Below are 17,573 nucleotides of genomic sequence, written 5' to 3' on the forward strand. Positions count from 1 at the left end.
ATGACCAGCTATCCATACCAGCAAGATCTACAGCGTATTTTACACATGATGAAGCAGGCACAATTAAAACACGGACCTGCTTCTGCAGAACTACGTCGTGATCGACTGTTACGCAGTATTTTATTACTGAGGGAAAATCAGCAGGCAATCATTTCAGCTATCAGCGCCGATTTCGGCCATCGCAGCGAATATCAGACAATGGCCGCTGATTTAGTCACCACAATGAATATGCTGCAACATTCGGCAGATAATCTTGAAGAATGGATGAGACCTGAGCAAGCAGAGGTACCTGTTGCAGGTATGCAAGCCTGGATTGAACCTCAACCGCTAGGTGTCGTCGGCATTATCAGTCCGTGGAATTTTGCCATTAACCTGGCATTCGGGCCACTTGCCGGTGTTTTTGCTGCCGGGAATACGGCGATGCTCAAACCTTCAGAGCTGACACCTGCCACTTCTGAATTACTGGCGGAAATTGTTCCCCGTTACTTTGGCCAAACGGAACTAACCGTCGTGCTCGGTGATGCCAGCGTGGGTCAGGCATTCAGTGCATTACCTTTTGATCATCTGGTTTTCACCGGCAGCACCGCGGTGGGCAAACAGGTGATGCGCGCCGCGGCAGAGAATCTGGTTCCGGTAACTCTGGAACTCGGTGGAAAATCGCCGGTGGTGATGGACAACGATGCTTCTCCTGTGATGACCGCTGAAAGGACTATGACCATAAAGACCTTTAATGCTGGCCAGATCTGTATCTCGCCTGATTACCTGTTGCTTCCCGAGGCGGCAGAAGCGGCGTTTGTTGAAGCAGCCAGCGCTTTTGTTCACCGGACATTGCCGTCAATACAAGATAATACTGATTACACTGCGATTATTAATGACCGACATTATCAGCGTCTGATTAATTTGCTGAAAGATGCCGCCAGCAAAGGGGCGAAGATAATCAGTCTGGCACCTGAGGGAGAAGTTGATTTTGACGCCAGCAGCAGAAAAATCGCACCCCATTTGGTGCTTGATGTAACAGAGGAGATGGCGATTATGCAGGAAGAGATTTTTGGACCGTTGCTGCCAATTAAAACCTATTCCGGCAAACTTGATGACGTTATTGCCATGATTAATGCCGGACCACGTCCACTGGCAGCCTATTATTTCGGTAATACTGAAGAGGGTCAGCAGAAAATGATAAGGAGTACCACTTCAGGGGCTCTGGTTATCAACGATGTGATGACTCATGCCTCTCTCGATAGCTTGCCATTTGGCGGAGTGGGTGCCTCAGGCATGGGGGCCTATCACGGTATTCACGGATTCAGACGCTTCAGTCATGCCAAACCGGTGGTTATCCAGAATGAGGAAGGCACCACTAATTTACGGTTGCGCGCTCCCTATCAGGCCAATCTTGACGCCCTGAAAGCAGCTTTCACACATTAATTTATCGCATCATCGAGACCAAGAGACATTATGAAAATTTTAATGGTTTTAACTTCCCACGAGACATTGGGCGATACCGGATTGAAAACAGGGTTCTGGCTTGAGGAATTTGCCGCACCTTATTATGTATTTAAAGATGCTGGGGCAGAGATAGTACTCGCGTCTCCGGCAGGGGGACAGCCGCCACTGGATCCGAAAAGCGATTTACCCGAGTTCCAGACCGCAATGACCGACCGATTTAAAGCCGATAAACAGGCTCAACAGGCGCTTGCGAGTACAATTAGACTCGAAGAGGTAAAACACGAGGATTTCGATACGGTATTTTATCCTGGTGGTCATGGCCCGTTATGGGATTTGGCTGAATCGGAAATATCTATCCGGTTGATTGAAAACTTCTGGCAGTCAGATAAACCGGTTGGATTTGTCTGCCATGCACCAGGGGCATTACGCCATGTTAAGGGGATCAATGGTTTACCCCTTATCAAGGGTAGACGTGTCACCGGATTTACCAATGGTGAGGAAGCGGCGGTTGAACTGACCGCTGTGGTACCTTTCCTGATAGAGGATGAGTTTATTGCCCTGGGCGCTGATTATCAAAAAGGCCCTGACTGGGCTCCCTTTGTGGTTGAAGACGGTAACTTGATTACCGGACAAAATCCGGCCAGCTCTGAAGCCGTGGCAAAAGCCTTATTACACAAATTAGCCTGAGAGGAATAAAGATGAGCCATACTTTAAAAACCAATCCTGCCTGGACTCTGGCATCTCGCCCGTCAGGTGAGCCTGATGAGAAAACCTTTGCACTCACTCAGCACGCGGTTCCGGTACCCGGGGAGTCACAGATGTTGCTCCGTACCGTTTATCTTTCCCTCGATCCCTATATGCGCGGAAGGCTGGCCAGCGGTAAATCATACGCAGCGCCGGTGGCTATCGGGGATGTGATGGTTGGTGGAACCGTTTCCCAGGTAGAGCAGTCCAATATTGATGGCTTCGCTCCGGGAGACTGGGTACTGAGTCAGGGAGGGTGGCAAAGTTACTCCCTTTCAGGCAGTGAAGGGGTTATTAAGCTGGATGCGAATTTTGCACATCCTTCTTACGCTCTGGGTATTCTCGGGATGCCTGGCTTTACCGCTTTTATGGGATTATCTGAAATAGGTAAACCGCGCCCGGGCGAAACGCTGGTGGTTGCGGCAGCAACGGGCCCGGTTGGCGCCACGGTGGGTCAGCTCGGTAAACTCTGGGGCTGTAAAGTGGTTGGGGTTGCTGGTGGAGAAGAAAAATGCCGCTATGCGAAAGAGACTCTGGGATTTGATGACTGTCTTGATCATCGCGCCGCTGATTTTGAGCAACAACTGGCAGCAGCCTGTCCGGACGGCATTGATGTCTATTTTGAGAATGTGGGCGGTAAAGTTTTTGATGCCGTATTCCCACTTCTGAATACCGGTGCTCGTGTACCGTTATGTGGTCTGATCGCCAGCTATAATGCAACCAGTCTGCCTGAAGGACCGGACAGAACGCCTTATATTATGATGGAGATGATTAAGCGACGTATTCAGATCCGCGGTTTTATTATTTTTGACGATTTTGGCGACCGTTTCGGTGAGTTTTTTGAAAAGATGAGTGTTCTGGTTACTGAAGGCAAAATTCACTATAAAGAACAGATTGTTGAAGGTCTCGAGAATGCACCTGCGGCATTAAACCAGGTTCTGCGTGGAGAGAATTTTGGCAAGATGGTGATTAAGGTTAGCTCTGCTGCCTAAGACTTAATTGAAAGCGACTTCAAAGAAATACCTGAAGTCGCTTTCGATAGCTCAAGTACTAATCTTTCCAGACTTCAGCGGCAATTTGTTGGACCAATTCAATTTTAGCCCACTGTTGCTCTTCCGTTAACGCATTGCCTTCTTCCGTTGAAGCAAAGCCACACTGTGTACTCAGGCAAAGCCGCTCAAGAGGAACGTATTGTTCCGCCTCACGAATACGGGCAATCACTGCCGCTTTATCTTCCAGCTGACCCAATTTTGAAGAAATAAGCCCAAGCACCACTTGTTTATTTCCGGTAACGGCGGCGAGAGGAGAGAAATCACCGGCTCGTTCCGTATCAAACTCCAGATAATAGGCTGCCACATTTTCACGACCAAATAATGCATCAGCAACCGGCGCATAACCGCCACTTGCCGCCCAGGTCGAGCGATAGTTACCCCGACAAACATGAGTCGTCAGCACCAGATCTTCAGGAGCGCCTTCAACTGCACCGTTATTGACGCTAAGTAACAGCTCAGAAAGAGAGTTGATATTATCGCTGACGACCGTATGGGTTGAAGGATGGCAACTGCATCCCTGAGCCTTATCCTGGTCAGCAATAGCGACGCCCGCATTATTGTAACGGGCATCGACCATCATTCCCCAGGTACAGTCATCGAGTTGAAGATTACGGCATCCTGCGGCATAGAGTTCTTTGATAAAGACCTGGTAAGCTTTAACGATATCGGCGACCAGTTCGTCCTGCTGCGGGTAAATACTCTCGGTGGCCTGTTTATTTTCAGGACGATGCAGCTCTTTTAAAAATTGAGCGGGTGCCGGTATCGTCAGACGCGGAAGGGTATTTGCATCGGCAAAGGGTAGCAGAAATTTAAAATGCTCAATAAAGGGATGATTTTCGCCACTGATTTTTCCGGTCAGACGAGCCGTTTCCGGGCGAGTTTCAATACCGTCAAACACATACCCCTGTGAAAGACTGGCTTTCTCTACACCATTCAGTCCCCACATAAAATCAAGGTGCCACCAACTACGACGAAACTCACCGTCGGTAATCACCTGCAAACCGAGCGATTTTTGCTTAACGATCAGTTCACTGATGGCTCTGTCTTCGATACCCGTCAGAGTCGCCTGGTCTATTTCTCTGCGAATAAACTGACTGCGGGCCGCATGCAGATAATCAGGGCGCAGATAGCTACCAACAACATCAGCGCGGAACGGGGGCGTGTGGTGATTATTTTTCACGTTATTTATCTCAGAGTTATTTGAATTATCTGGAGATTCTACACCTGAACATTCCCGGGAGATGGTGAAATATGGTCATCACAAATTAGAAAAATTCATGTTGTTATAATCTGTTATTGAATGAGGGGAATATTGGGTAATTGTTATTTTTAGGAAAAAAGACAATAAGTTACCCTATGTCACGAAACCGTCATCAAACTGTCATATTTGTCACTGATGATGTTTTTGTCTGGTAACACATGTAGTTGCAGAGCACACAGAACTTATTGCTGGTGGTCATTTCGTCCCTGTAGCTCTTTGTGGGAGAGACTCAGTAGAAAGTTAAGCGTCAGGTATTTACTCGTAGTGACGTACAGCTCAGCGTATCCATTCACTCTAACGGATAGTATTTGTTAGAGCATAAACATGATAACGGGTTTAAAAATTTGCTAAGGAGTTAGAGTGCTGGATCTTATTTATTTAAAAGCAGCCCTGATGGGGATAGTTGAGGGGCTGACAGAGTTCCTGCCTATTTCATCAACTGGTCACCTTATCTTAGTCGGTGGGCTTATTGATTTCACCGGGGAAAAAGAGAAAGTCTTCGGTATTGCTATTCAGACTGGCGCTATGCTGGCAGTAATATGGCAATATCGCGTGAAACTGATCCACACGATTGTCGGAATGTTTTCCGATCCCGTTGCCCAGCGCTTCGTCAGAAATATTCTGATTGCCTTTATACCTGCGGTGGTTCTTGGCCTCGCGTTTGGTAGCATGATTAAAGCCCATCTATTCAGTGCGGTGCCGGTGGCACTTGCCTTTATTATCGGTGGTTTTATTATCCTGATTGTCGAAAAACGCGGCGAGACTAAAGGGCATGTCAGAGTTAATCATGTCGACGATATGACGGCAAAAGATGCTCTCTATTTAGGTCTGCTACAGTGTTTAGCCCTGATCCCAGGAACCAGCCGTTCAGGTTCGACTATCATCGGGGGAATGGCGATTGGATTATCTCGTAAGTGTGCCACCGAGTTTAGCTTCTTCTTAGGGATCCCAACGCTGATTGGCGCGGGTGCCTATTCTATCTGGCAGGAGCGTAATATCCTGCAAGCTTCTGATACACCGTTATTTTTAGTTGGGCTGGTGTTTGCCTTTGTCAGTGCGCTGATCTGTATCCGCTGGTTAATTCACTATGTATCAAGCAACAGTTTTAAACCTTTTGCCTGGTATCGTATTGCTTTCGGTATCATTGTTCTGCTGACGTCCTGGACCGGTATTATTAACTGGACTGCCTAAAACTAAGCGAGTCAGACTAAGCCGGCAGAGCAAACTGTCGGCTTTTTTCGTTTTATACAAGGGTGAAGAAACTGATTATTCTCGTACCCACTCCATATGTTCTTTATAGCCATCAATATCGATATTGACAGATAACTTACCATTGGGTAACAAACTTATTTGCTTAAGGATAAGTGATTTATGATAAGGATGATCGAATAACTCCGATTTTTCAGAATACGCGTAACTCTGGAAATGTAATTCGTTACCTTCCCAATGTGCGTTGTTAAATAAATGATGCCAGTTTTCGTTTGATGCTTGAAATAATATAAATTGGCCCTGTTTATTATTTACTATCTCGAACTGCGTGATATTTTTATCCTGCCATCTTCCGACATACCTTTCCATATCCGGGTGAGGAGGGATCACAGGATTAGCAATAAAGTCGCCAGCCTTAAATGCGGTTTCTTTATTTTTATCGCTTGGTTTATGCAGATTACATAGCGGTGCGATTTTTTTCGCTTTCAGGTACAAAAAGGTCAGACTGATATCTTCAAAACCCATCGGCTGTTCCAGCTTCATCATCCTTTCAGTGATATCCAGAATTTTCAGCTGACTTTCATATCCGGGAGATGTCAGTTTGATCACCTGAGTCTCTGCATCGATAGCATAATGAGACGTTTCAACAGCGACTTTTATCTGCGGTTCTTCACAGTTAAAAGGATACAGTAGTACTTGATCATTTGCCTTGAATTCAACAACATTCGCGATACCATTTTTTAGCGGTAACATTGCCCAGATCCCGAGAAGATCTTTTTTATCAACCAGAGGGGAGGCTGGTGGAACCGCTGAATAGACAGAACCACTGGCTAGCACCGTGACTAAGAGCAGGTTAACGAATTTAGACATAAATAATCCTGTAAGATGAGCAATGATATAGACGCTATTGTAAATAAATTATATCAATATAACCTACTATCGCTGTGAATAATGACACAATATAGGAGCAGTAATGATTTTATCGGGTGCAGTCATTCACGATCTCAATACTCTGGCAGACTGGTTATCGGTTGATAACTTTACGGGGGAAGAAAATGCTGACCATGATATTTTGATTCTCGCCGGGCATGCCATTATCCCCAATATCGTAGGCGCGTTATATTTTGCCAGCCAGGCTGATATTCCTGTGCTGTTGAGTGGGGGTATCGGTCACTCCACACAGCTGCTTAAAAAGGCTATGCAAGAGTCTCCATTTCTTAATATTACTGATATCAATGCTGAAAGTGAGGCTGAACTTCTGTCACTGATTGCCTCTCAGATTTTTCATATTTCTGAGGATAAAATTCTTATTGAAGACCGTTCAGCAAATTGTGGCCAGAATGCTGACTTTAGCCGTAATTTACTTGCAGAGCGGCAATATGGTATTAAAAAAGCGATCCTGGTTCAGGATCCGCTAATGCAGAGAAGGACATTTGAAACGTTCTCGTATAGCTGGAAACAGCAAAACAGAGACTGTCAGTTTACCAACTGGCCCGTATTCAAACCTAAATTATTGATGACTAGCGCCGGGGCAAAGATTACCGGTGGGCAGGTACCTGGATTATGGGATATTGAGCGATATATCTCGATGATTCTCGGTGAAATCAAACGTTTATATGATGATGAGTCGGGTTATGGGCCTAAAGGAGCAGGCTTTATCGGCCATGTTAATATGCCAGAAAAAGTGGTCACGGCGTGGCATCGATTACTGGCTAATCCTGAGTTAGTTACAATTATTCGTTAGATATGAGTCAAAATTACCCGTGTTCTACGTGAAAACTGTAAGGATACGGCATACGGCAGCCAATTTATCTCAGATTTCATATAGCGATGGCAAAGTAGCGTAAAAATCGTTCTTACAGGTTATCATGGATATGGTATTATTAAATCATGTTGATAACCCATACTGGAGAGCGTTCATGAGTATTCAGAAAGAGCACCCTGGGGTTTCCACTTTGATTGGCACCCCGAAAGAAGTGAGAGGTCGTCTCAGCAAGTCTCATGCTGAGCAAGTTTTGCTTGTTTCGTTCGAACACCAGAATAACCATGGGACAGAGATTCTTTTTGAGAACCTGTCAAATATGGCGTCATCCATGTACGCACTGTTCCAGCAGCAGCATCAAAGTAATGCAACACTTGAACGCCTGGCGGAAGCGTTAGTACCGCCGACTCCGGCATCACCCCGGATCCTCAAAGAGGCGGCCATGCTGGTTAAAGCACGCAAGGCCGTTCTGGAAAGTGGAGACTGGCTGAGTGCTGTCGAGCTTGCACAACTTGCGCAGTTAAGTACAGCTAATCCAAGCGCTCAGCCTAATAAATGGAAGAAGGGCGGACGCATCTTTGCTATTCACCATAATGGTGTTGATTACTTCCCGGCCTATGGCCTGGACAGGGATCAGGACTACCGGCCTTTAAAAGCACTGGCTCAGGTGATTGAAGAATTTGACGGTCATAAGAATGGCTGGGGAATGGCGTTCTGGTTTATGTCGGCCAATAGTTTTCTGGGTGGTAAACGGCCTCAGGATCTGCTGGCCTCACACCCGGACCAGGTAATTGCATCAGCCAGAGATGAGGTTCAAGGGATTGAACATGGCTAAGCCGCCTGCTAGTTCAGACCTGCACAAGACTGGAAGCATGTTATTGCCTCATGCAGGTACTCTGAAGACAACAAAGTATATATTGAGCAAGGGAACGCTATTACATCGTGTCCATCATGAACAGTATGCGGCTAACCAGTTTAATCCGGGTCTGAATGGGAATGCTCGCTTCAGCCCGATAAAAGATGCTGAAGGTTATCCCATTCCAACGATGTATGCCGGTATAACCAAAAACTGCGCCATGATGGAGACAATTTTTCATGATGTCTCTTTTGCGCCCGGGTTTAAAACGTACGATAAAAATAAGCTAAATGGGATAGTAAGCTCAACACTCGAGGTTCTTGAAGAACTGGAGTTAGTAGACCTTGCCAGTGTGGCTCTCCGCAAATTAGGTATTACTCGCAATCAACTGATCGATACCGAAAAAAATCACTATCCGACGACCCGCCAATGGGCTGAAGAACTCTATCTGCAATGTCCAACGGCACAAGGTCTGGTTTGGATTTCCAGACAGGATGATACTGCTCGCGCTATGGTTCTTTTTGGCGATCGAATTACCCCACAATTTCTTGGTCAGACCGGCGAGTCACTCAGTCTGATTAACGATGTCGCTACCTACGATAATGTACTCGAGCTTGCCGACAGGCTTGATGTTCTTATCGTCCCGGGCAAATTCTGACCAGTTTTTGCTCAAAACACCTTTGAAAAATGATGTGCTACGTGAATTCTGCAAGGATATGGCAGCCATTTTCTCTCAAATTTCACGTAGCGACGCTAAAAAGGGGAGGGAAGTTTTGGCTAATTTATCAGCACTGTTATCTGTCATTCGCGATCTGGAGATCCAGCTGCATCAACCAGCGTTACGTCTTGATGCTGAACGGGTGGAAAAATTACTGCATAGCGATTTTGAAGAGATCGGTCGTTCGGGACAGTTTTATAACAGGTCACAAACCATAGCCGCGTTAAAAATGGAAAATGACCATCCGCAGATTTTTTCCGCCGATTTTACGCTGAAGCTGATTTGCACAGACGTTGCATTATTAAGGTATAAAAGTTTTCAGCTTAATGGCGATGGCGAAATTATCCGTCGGACAGAACGTTCATCGATTTGGTTGTTATCATCAACGGGAAAAAATGACAGTCAGTGGCAGATGCGTTTTCACCAGGGAACAGCAATTGGTGATTAAGGGTTGAGAGGCAGAAAATTCAAATGTGTTGAATACCGGGAATCGCTCTGTATACACCAGAGCAAGCACTGAAGAAAAAGAGGCAAAGAAGTGAAGGTGAGAGGCCATTAAGCTGGGAGTGAATGTCTGGTGCGTATCCATAAACTCAATTTAACATAATATACATTATGCGCACCAATATTGTAGAGGCTCAATGATAATGTCTATTTGTGGCTCATAGAATGTCCAGGCTATAGTCATTAAATCTGTATGACTAGACAACGACTCACTTTTTCCTGATGAGGAGTTTTCTATGGCTATACAAGATATCGGGATGTTCTCCGTGAAAGAAATCAACCCATTCCTATCGAACCTTGACAAAATGTTGTAATAGCAAAGTTGTAATATCCGCTCTGGGCTTAATCTGACCTAAGTTAAGATGTCCGTCATATAGATTCATCACCGAGGTATTCTGATGACGGCTCATGCAGCGGATTTTTTCACTTTGGATGAAGTTAATGCTGGCGTATGAAAATCTTGCAGAACTGCACGATATCCATCAGTCCAAAGAAACTGTCCGGTCTCTTATGGTTAAAGCCCGTCTCTGGATCCCCCGCAAACAACGGCGACATAACACAGAGTAATACATAACGATAGTTACTAACTGTGCTGATGAACTTATATAGATCGACGGCTGTGACCATTGCTGGTTTGAAAACCTGGTTCCTGCGTTTACAGGTCTGGGGATGAGCATTCCGGTCGCCCCCAGACCTGTAGCTATGTTCAGCTAGTTAGCTACAAACAGTAGCTGATAATGATATTTTTAGTCACTTACTCCCAGGATCGGCAAGAGGTGTTTTTTATTCACAGCCTGAATGTCTCCACGATGAGGCGCAGATTCTGGGCCTGTTCAGAAAGTGACTGTGAGGCGGTTGATGATTCCTCTACCAATGCAGAGTTATTTTGCGTCACCCCATCCATCTGACTCACGGCTACACTCACCTGAGAGATCCCCTGCATCTGCTCAGCCGATGACAGAGCTATGCCATCCATTGCTGCGGCGAGTTCTTCAACCAGATTAATGACTTTCATGCTGTTTTGACCGGTTTCATTGGTCACCATCACGCCGCATTCAACCTGACTCACCGTCTGCTCTATCAGTGACTTGATATCTTTTGCCGCCGTGGAGCTGCGTTGCGCCAAGGTCCTGACCTCTGATGCCACCACAGCAAATCCACGTCCGCTTTCACCGGCACGTGCGGCTTCCACCGCAGCGTTCAGCGCAAGAATGTTGGTCTGAAATGCAATACTCTCGATAATAGAGGTAATGTCTCTCACCTTAGAGGCACTTTGCGAAATATCGCCCATGGTATCCGACATGCGTCTGATGTCCTTTTCGCCACTCCTTACCAGCGAAGCCGTATCCCTTGCTGCGTTAGCCGTCTGCCTGGCCATTGTGCTGTTGCTCTGAACTGTGGCCGTCAACTGCTCCATACTTGCCGCCGTCTGCTGAAGTGCGGCCGCCTGCTCTTCAGTACGTGAAGCCAGCTCATTGTTACCCTTTGATATTTCATCTGATGACAGTGCAACAAAAGTGGAGCCATCCTTAATCTCTGAGACTATGCCACGAAGTCGTTCCTGCATTCCGGATAGCGAGGCCATCAGGCTGTGGGTGTCATTTTTACGCAGCTGAACGGATGAGGACAGATCGCCTTGTGAAATCACATAAGCGAGACGCTGCGCGTCGGCAGGTTCCCCACCGAGTTCACTCATCAATTTACGAATCAGATAAATACTGGTGGACAGGCCAAACAAGACTGCGACGGCTAACAGCACCAATAAAATAATGTAGGCATGTTCAGTCGTTTTACTATTTTCTGCGACAGCATCATCAGTCCGTTGAGTGAGTTCCTGGCTCATGAGGGTTAGTCCGTCAATCAAAGGAACCTGAGCGGGCCTTACTGTCTCCAGAAGAAACTCCACTGTGGCAGCATTATTTTTCTCTAATGCTATGGGGATCGTGTTGCTGAATGAATCAAGCGCATTTTTCTCGCTGTTCTTTATCGATTCAAATGCTTTAAATTCTGTGCTATCAGCAGACTTGTCAATCATCTGCCCCAGCTGCGTACTGCTGTCGGTGAACCGTTGCTTTAACTTTTCTAGCCGGGCAGATTGCTCTTCAATGCCTTTTTCATCGGTAAATAACGAAAGATTTCTTACTGTTATCGCCATGTCACGCTGAATCAATGTCAGATCTGTGATCAATTTTGTTTTTTTCATGTCCCCCTGCACCACGGATTCAAGGGTACTTTTTGCCTGATACAAAGAGTAAATGGCAACTACTATGCATACGGAGAAAAAAATAATTAACGTGCCAAAACCGGAACCGAGTCGTGTTGAGATTTTCATTAATCTTTACTGCAAAAGGGAGAGTTACGACTATTTTCGGCATAAGTGTGAAAATCTTTATTCAGAAATAATTTCAAGGTATCAGTTAAGATGGTATCCTTTTTATAAATGCATCCCGGTTAAAATAAAAATTGATATACATCAAATTATTAGGTGCGAAAAACTCAATGCATCTTGCATTGAAGCCACAAAACATTGGCTTTCGAATTCCATCAAAGACTTCATCCGCCATTTTTCACGCCCGCCTAAATTCGCCAAAGGTTTACATCGCCCGGTGGTGAAACTCATCATAAAAACTATCAAGCCCCCCGCTCTCTGTACTATGGAGTTGGCGCAGCGACTATAGCGATGTAACGAACCATGTCTCCCCACTTTTTGGTTTAACAGTTTGATTTTCATCTGCAGACTTCTGACAGGTAATTGCTTCTTTGATATGTTCAGGAGTAAGCAAAGACTTGTCAAAATGGCTAGCCGCTGGTGTAGATACGACAAGAATAAATAGAACGACAATTAATTTGATATTATTTAATTTAATCATATTTGAGAATGCTTTTCCCTGCTCTCCCATATAGAACAGACCAAAAAATCCTGACACGTCCTTGTGTTATTAAGTTCAAAAAACAGTCAAATTACTGTCAGCGTAACAGTATTTTACCAATCAGGTAAGTTGTAGCTTGTCCGCCGATAGCTACACGATCACCAACCAGTTTACAGCGGAGATCGCCTCCACGCTCAGAGACCTGGCGTGCAAACATCTGGGTTTTATTCAGCTGTTCAGCCCAGTAAGGAATGAGCATGCTATGTGCAGAACCGGTAACGGGGTCTTCTGGTACTGATTCTCCCGGGCAGAAGAAACGGCTGACAAAATCATATTCACCATTACCCCGCGCAGTGATACAAACCATTTTCCCCAGAGGAGCCATACCATTGATATTTGGACGAACGGCTTCTACCTGCTGTTGATTATCCAGCACAACCAGATAATCACGTGCTACTCGTACTTCTTTGTACTCTGTAATGCCTAATGTTTCGAGCAATAAAGCAGGCGGAGTCACGGACTCAGTTGCCCAGGCGGGAAAATCAAGCGTCAGCCAGTCGCCACTGCGTGTAACAGTCAGCGGACCAACAAATCGGGTGTCGAAATGGATAGTGGTATTGGGATAATCAAGATGTTCAAAGATAATATGTGCCGCTGCAAGTGTGGCATGTCCGCATAAATTGATTTCATGCTGTGTAGTAAACCAGCGCAACTCAAAACCCTTATCAGTGGTGACGAAAAATGCCGTTTCTGACTGATTATGTTGCTGTGCCATTTTTAATAATGTCTCATCTGGAAGCCATTCCGTAAGCGGGCATACTGCTGCCGCATTGCCGCCAAATGTATGAGACGTAAAAGCATCTACCATGTAAAAGTCAATCTGTTGCATAGCGCAATTCTCTTATCATTGTTAAGGAACATCACATCCTACTATGACATGGCAGCATTCAATTTCGAATTGTTTTTTGTTGGAGTATGTCCGCTTCTCTGCCCTGTCTGATAATATGGTTAAAATTTAAATGGCCAGGCAGATGGAGTCATTATGCTTCCTGAACGGATAATTATTTTAGGCAATGGTGGAAGTGGTAAATCTACTTTATCCCGGCTCATGGGTGAAAAATTTGATTACCCGGTAACGCATCTGGATCGGCTATTTTGGGGGGCAGGATGGAAAAAACCGATAGCGGAAGAATTTAGAGCCAAAGTCATGGCTGCGACTAATGCCCCAAGATGGATCAGCGAAGGTAATTATGCTCGTCGGACCTTTGATCTGCGCCTGCCCAAGACTGAATTGGTTATTTGGTTGAATACACCGCGTGTTGTCTGTCTTTTCCGTGCGTTAGTCAGAGCACTACGTAATAAAAAAAGGCAGGATATACCCGAAGATTGCCCGGAAAAAATAAATTCTACATTACTGGTCTTTCTGAAATATGTCTGGAATTTTGAACGTGACTCGCGCCCAACAATAGAAAAACTTCTGATTCAACATGGTGGTAATGTGCGCGTTATTCAGTTAAACAATAAAAAACAGATCAAGGAGTTTACCGACAACTTCCCTACTCTATTTAGTACTGATTCTTGATCTGATCAATAGGTACGGATTTACTGATAAGCCAGCCCTGTGCCAGGGCCTTCGGATTAAATGCTAAAATAGCTCGTCTTTGATTTTCTGTTTCCAGTCCCTCAAAAATAACGCGAACACTCATTGTGCTGGCAATTTCATTAATTTTTTCTAATACTTTTTCCGTAGGTGAATTAGTTCCTGCGACATGAGTGAAGGTCCGATCAATTTTTATCTTATCAAAACTCAATGCGCTCAGATATGCCAGGCTTGAATAACCGGTACCAAAATCATCAATAAAAATCTGGAAATCATGCATTCTCAGCGCATTCAGCTTGTCGTTAAGAATTTTGAAATTAATAGTCGAATTTTCAAGGATTTCAAATGCAATTTGTTTTGGTGAAATATTGTTTTTCTTGGCTGTTTCTATAAGAAAAGAGATTGAATCTTCGATGGTTAGAAATTCACAGTCGATATTTAAGCTTAGGTAAGTATTAGGATTGTCCCCCAAGAAATGGCTGCATTCATGCATTGCTTTGGAAACAATATATTTACTAAATTGATTACTGATACCCATTTCTTCAATTTTTTTAATAAACACGATCGGTGGGATATCTCCCAACCTCTTATCATGCCATCTGGCGAGAGCCTCAACACCATGCAGCTTATACGATTCCATATTAACGATAGGCTGATATTCAATATTTATTAAATTAAAATTGAGTGCGTTTTGAAGTTTTGATTCAATTGAATTAGTATTTGACCGATTTTGTTTAATGACGTACCAGACTGCATATCCAAGGGCAGAACCACAGAGGAAAATAATAAATAAGAGAGAGTGATGAGTCGATGAAAATAAATCATCATAACTTTGCGAATGAACACAGAGCTCATATTCCTCTGAGCAGATTCTGTAGCTCAAGGATTTTAAGTTATTATCAGATGATAGATTGTCGCCAAATGAGCGTAATACCATTTCACCATCCAGCGAGGTGATTTTAGATTTAATGCCATTTACAAGGTTATCAAATGTCAGGAAAGCATGCGGTGTTGCAACCACAAACATATTGTTTTTACTATTAACATCTATAAACGCCCCTTTTATTGCATAGCTGGGCATATTATTCCAGATGGTAACATTATTCTTTTTTACTCTATGTTCACCAGTGAATTTATAAGACTCTGAAATATCACCCCACAATGCAGAGCAGAGTATTTTATTACTCTTAAAAATACCTGCATCTTTAAGGAAATTATGCGTGAAAACAATATATTTTAATTTATTGATATCTTCATCTGTACATCTATCCACACTGTTAGTACTTATATTATTTAAGGCATTATTCAGATTGTCAGAGACGAAGATCGCTCGTTTCAAGAGATCTTTAGAATAGGACTCTATATGAGAATGATTGCTGTTTATCCAAAGGAACTGAGCTACCGAGAATGAGATAATGATACCCAGTATCATTAATACAGACAGAAAGAACAGAGAACGCGTTACCCCTTTGAACAAATTCATCTAAAATCTCAATTTATATTGATAGCATGCTAATAACTTTGTGACTACATCCACGATGACTTAAATATTTTCTTGTGCGCGCGCATTGTGATTGCACTGTTATATTTATGTCAAGAATAAAAGCGTATGTCATTGTCCGGGAATAAATAAAAAATTTAATTATTTGATTATGGTTAAGGTATGATTTGAGTTGTAGAAAGGAGGGAAAAGCGACATGACATTGTTTCATAGGAAAATTAATGTAGAAACTAGCAATCAGCGATGCTGACTGGCATATTTTCTGTGAAATTATTATTTACCATTATTCCTGTCACCCTACTGATGTTATGTAAAACTGCCTTCTTTCAGGTTATTCCTCCTCGCTGATGCTCTAGCGAGAAGGATATGCCAAAAGAACAAAAATTCTATTTTTGTTCTGCCAGCATTTTTAGTTGTAAATGCAATTTACTTTTTAGCTCATCAGCAATGGCTTTCTGCTCAGGCGTTATCGCTTCAGGTATTATGAATTCGAATAAAACATCTTTTCGGCATAAATTACTGGGTGGGCTGGGTATTTTTTTATAGAGCAGAGAATCAAATGTTTTTACTACTGAGGTGCAGGTTTCAACCGACCCTTTATTGATGTTTGCACTAGTGACCCATTTCCCATTGGTTTGCACCGAAACCTGGCAGTAGCCCGCAGAGGGTTCATGAAGTTGTGCCTGAACGAAGTTCTTTAAGTCGCCATAGTATCTGTGACACTGTTCTTGAGGTGTCGGTGTTGCAGCTGCCGCAGGCCAGATAAAGAAAGGCATGAATAATACTGAATATAAAGTAAGGACTTTCATATTATCTCTACACTGGTTGAAGTATCTGTCCAACATCTATTCGGTTACCATCCGGATCGGCGAAGATAAACGCACGAATGCCGTACTCTTTATCCTGTACCCCTTTAATTATTCGGGCTCCAGTACTCTGGCAGAGAGTAAATAAAGCGTTAGCATCGCCGACCAGCAGATGAGCGACAGGAAAATGGGCCGCTTTATAACCTGGCTGTAAGGTCAGATGTAATTCACAGGCTCCCTGTTTTAAAATCATAAAGCCGACTGGATTACCATTTTCAAAAGCTTTCTCAAATCCTAAACCATTAATATAGAACTGCCGGGCAATATCCATATCTTTAACTGGCAAAACAGCAGCCATACGACCAAATGTGACAGAATCTTGCATTGACTCAACCTCTTAACAGGAAGACTTTCACAGTGTCAGGCGGTGCTTAACTGTGTGTTTCCAGACAGGTTCTGGACAGTGCCAGGCTAAGAGATAGCATATCTGAAAGTCACTGGAATTGTACATAAATCTATTCTCCAGTGACGCTGTCACTTATTTTCAACATTAGTCATCCATGCCATACCTGACAGGTTATAAAAAGAACATTCCACCCGAAAATGGGATAGCGTAAAATACGTCGAGGGATTACTCTGGATAGTGCCTGCCTTTAACTGTTTAATGGAAAAAAAATGTCAAAAGCATTACTGATCATTGATATGCAAAAATTTGTTACTGACAGAATTCAACAGGGTGTCCGGTTCTATCCAGAAAACGCGATCGAGAACATGTCAGGCATCATTGAAACCTTCAGGTCCGCGGATCTGCCGATAGTACATATTCGCCATCAGACAGTTGCCGTAGGTTCACCTTTGCATCAAGACTCACCTTTAAGTTTACCGCTTGAGTCTTTTGAAGCCTTAGCAAATGAGACCCTGTTTATTAAAAATACCTCTTCTGCTTTCAATTCAACTCCCCTGCTTTCTTACCTACAGGATAAGAATTTAACAGACATTGTTGTTATTGGTGCCGTGGCGGGATTTTGTGTCAACTCAACCGTCAGAACCGGCGCCGACTCAGGGCTAAATATGACAGTGATAAAAGATGCCGTCATCAGTTTCGATCTGCAAAGCCATCAGCCTGGAGCTGAAGAAATTCATGATGTGACTATGGCATTACTTGGAGCAGGTTTTGCCCAGGTGATTACAAGGGCTGAACTGGCCAGCTAATACTGATGGAATAATGATATTGCCTGATTCCTTGC

At 44.1% G+C, this 17,573-nt stretch carries 17 protein-coding genes; 10 read left to right on the plus strand and 7 right to left on the minus strand.

The genetic code is table 11. From position 1 onward, the window contains the following. From M2387_RS02195 to M2387_RS02205, 3 genes are read left to right on the plus strand one after another with little or no spacing between them, the layout of a single operon-like run. Nucleotides 1–1,422, plus strand: coding sequence for a coniferyl aldehyde dehydrogenase (locus M2387_RS02195; protein ID WP_259046880.1), 1,422 nt, complete (start codon nt 1–3; stop codon nt 1,420–1,422). Between the two features lie 30 nt (nt 1,423–1,452). Beyond that, nucleotides 1,453–2,130 carry a type 1 glutamine amidotransferase domain-containing protein gene (locus M2387_RS02200; RefSeq protein ID WP_259046881.1) on the plus strand — a complete coding sequence of 226 codons (678 nt, stop codon included), beginning with the start codon at nt 1,453–1,455 and terminating at the stop codon, nt 2,128–2,130. 11 nt (nt 2,131–2,141) lie between these two features. Beyond that, on the plus strand, nt 2,142–3,179 hold the full coding sequence (locus M2387_RS02205; RefSeq protein ID WP_259046882.1) for an NADP-dependent oxidoreductase: 1,038 nt from the start codon (nt 2,142–2,144) through the stop codon (nt 3,177–3,179). Nucleotides 3,180–3,237: 58 nt separating this feature from the next. Here M2387_RS02205 and M2387_RS02210 read toward each other — a convergent pair whose 3' ends face one another. Further along, nucleotides 3,238–4,419: a 5-methyltetrahydropteroyltriglutamate--homocysteine S-methyltransferase gene (locus tag M2387_RS02210; RefSeq protein ID WP_259046883.1), complete on the minus strand. Its 1,182-nt coding sequence runs from the start codon at nt 4,417–4,419 to the stop codon at nt 3,238–3,240. A 441-nt stretch (nt 4,420–4,860) separates the two neighbouring features. Here M2387_RS02210 and M2387_RS02215 point away from each other — a divergent pair, with 441 nt between their 5' ends. Further along, nucleotides 4,861–5,691, plus strand: a complete 831-nt coding sequence (locus M2387_RS02215; RefSeq protein WP_259046884.1) for an undecaprenyl-diphosphate phosphatase — start codon at nt 4,861–4,863, stop codon at nt 5,689–5,691. 75 nt (nt 5,692–5,766) lie between these two features. On the opposite strand, the gene M2387_RS02220 is transcribed toward M2387_RS02215, so the two are convergent. Then, nucleotides 5,767–6,579, minus strand: coding sequence for a hypothetical protein (locus M2387_RS02220; protein WP_259046885.1), 813 nt, complete (start codon nt 6,577–6,579; stop codon nt 5,767–5,769). 103 nt (nt 6,580–6,682) lie between these two features. On the opposite strand from M2387_RS02220, the gene M2387_RS02225 reads away from it, so the two are divergent. From M2387_RS02225 to M2387_RS02240, 4 genes are all read left to right on the plus strand, one after another. Further along, a complete protein-coding gene (locus tag M2387_RS02225) occupies nt 6,683–7,453 on the plus strand; it encodes a YdcF family protein (protein WP_259046886.1) in 771 nt (256 codons plus the stop codon). 175 nt (nt 7,454–7,628) lie between these two features. Next, nucleotides 7,629–8,306 (plus strand): hypothetical protein, encoded by a 678-nt coding sequence (locus M2387_RS02230; RefSeq protein WP_259046887.1) that lies wholly within the window; start codon nt 7,629–7,631, stop codon nt 8,304–8,306. Beyond that, entirely contained in the window at nt 8,299–8,985 is a 687-nt protein-coding gene (locus tag M2387_RS02235; protein ID WP_259046888.1) for an RES family NAD+ phosphorylase, read from the plus strand. The genes M2387_RS02230 and M2387_RS02235 overlap by 8 nt, the downstream gene beginning before the upstream one ends. 115 nt (nt 8,986–9,100) lie before the next feature. Beyond that, nucleotides 9,101–9,493 (plus strand): nuclear transport factor 2 family protein, encoded by a 393-nt coding sequence (locus M2387_RS02240; RefSeq protein WP_259046889.1) that lies wholly within the window; start codon nt 9,101–9,103, stop codon nt 9,491–9,493. Nucleotides 9,494–10,336: 843 nt separating this feature from the next. On the opposite strand, the gene M2387_RS02245 is transcribed toward M2387_RS02240, so the two are convergent. Beyond that, entirely contained in the window at nt 10,337–11,881 is a 1,545-nt protein-coding gene (locus M2387_RS02245) for a methyl-accepting chemotaxis protein (protein ID WP_259046890.1), read from the minus strand. A 635-nt stretch (nt 11,882–12,516) separates the two neighbouring features. Continuing rightward, nucleotides 12,517–13,308: a PhzF family phenazine biosynthesis protein gene (locus M2387_RS02250; RefSeq protein WP_259046891.1), complete on the minus strand. Its 792-nt coding sequence runs from the start codon at nt 13,306–13,308 to the stop codon at nt 12,517–12,519. A gap of 153 nt (nt 13,309–13,461) precedes the next feature. Here M2387_RS02250 and M2387_RS02255 point away from each other — a divergent pair, with 153 nt between their 5' ends. Next, nucleotides 13,462–14,001 (plus strand): P-loop NTPase family protein, encoded by a 540-nt coding sequence (locus tag M2387_RS02255; protein WP_259046893.1) that lies wholly within the window; start codon nt 13,462–13,464, stop codon nt 13,999–14,001. Here M2387_RS02255 and M2387_RS02260 read toward each other — a convergent pair. From M2387_RS02260 to M2387_RS02270, 3 genes are all read right to left on the minus strand, one after another. Further along, nucleotides 13,985–15,502 (minus strand): EAL domain-containing protein, encoded by a 1,518-nt coding sequence (locus tag M2387_RS02260; protein WP_259046895.1) that lies wholly within the window; start codon nt 15,500–15,502, stop codon nt 13,985–13,987. The genes M2387_RS02255 and M2387_RS02260 overlap by 17 nt on opposite strands. 404 nt (nt 15,503–15,906) lie before the next feature. After that, nucleotides 15,907–16,365 (minus strand): hypothetical protein, encoded by a 459-nt coding sequence (locus M2387_RS02265; protein WP_259046897.1) that lies wholly within the window; start codon nt 16,363–16,365, stop codon nt 15,907–15,909. Beyond that, a complete protein-coding gene (locus M2387_RS02270; RefSeq protein WP_259046899.1) occupies nt 16,337–16,711 on the minus strand; it encodes a VOC family protein in 375 nt (124 codons plus the stop codon). Before M2387_RS02270 ends, M2387_RS02265 begins: the two co-directional genes overlap by 29 nt. A gap of 290 nt (nt 16,712–17,001) precedes the next feature. Between M2387_RS02270 and M2387_RS02275 the strand changes: the two genes are divergently transcribed. Beyond that, complete coding sequence (locus tag M2387_RS02275) at nt 17,002–17,538, plus strand: isochorismatase family protein (protein ID WP_259046901.1); 537 nt, start codon at nt 17,002–17,004, stop codon at nt 17,536–17,538. Nucleotides 17,539–17,573: the final 35 nt, after the last annotated feature.

The organism is Klebsiella sp. BIGb0407, from assembly GCF_024807845.1.
In the GTDB taxonomy this organism is placed as follows: Bacteria; Pseudomonadota; Gammaproteobacteria; order Enterobacterales; family Enterobacteriaceae; genus JGM124.